Annotated in this window: 1 protein-coding gene; it reads left to right on the top strand. The window is 68.8% G+C overall.

Annotation, left to right across the window (positions count from 1 at the left end):
- Positions 1–255: 255 nt before the first annotated feature.
- Positions 256–411: a hypothetical protein gene (locus VE26_RS17890; RefSeq protein ID WP_160297761.1), complete on the top strand. Its 156-nt coding sequence runs from the start codon at positions 256–258 to the stop codon at positions 409–411.
- Positions 412–510 lie beyond the last annotated feature (99 nt).

Here is a 510-nt window from a genome sequence, read left to right as displayed (position 1 = left end):
CGATAACGGGTCTGGCTGCGCGACAGGTGACCTCGCATCGCCTCGCGCGCCCTCGTTCCGTCGGCCGTGGGACTGGCGGCCCGGACCCGTTTGTGCTCCTCGTGCAACCCCGCCTGGCTCCCGTCGGTCCGCACGCGTTCCGCCCCCCACGGGCAAGCACCGTCGCACGCGACACGGCGGCGGCCCCAGGCACCCAGCCCGCCGCCACACAACGGATTGCGGGGCGCTGCGCCGCGCGCGCGGTGACAGGCGTAGATGGCCATGCCCGTCCGCGTGCCCGGCATCGGGCCGGTCGTTGAGCGCTGGCAGAGCCTGGCCCTGGGCGGATTCCTCATGACGCGGGCCAATGAAGTTTTGACATCCGCGGCTTCCCCGGCCTATCGCGATCTGCTGACGAAGCGCATTGTCTAGGTGGCGTAAGCCGTCATCTCCTGGCGATCGTCATTGCCGTCGTCTTCCGGGTAATGACACTGGACAGAGCACCTACTGCGTACTCCGGGTGCGCAAATT

The sequence above is a fragment of the Devosia chinhatensis genome (genome assembly GCF_000969445.1).
GTDB lineage: Bacteria > Pseudomonadota > Alphaproteobacteria > Rhizobiales > Devosiaceae > Devosia > Devosia chinhatensis.
This window is presented reverse-complemented; position numbering and strand designations above follow the sequence as displayed.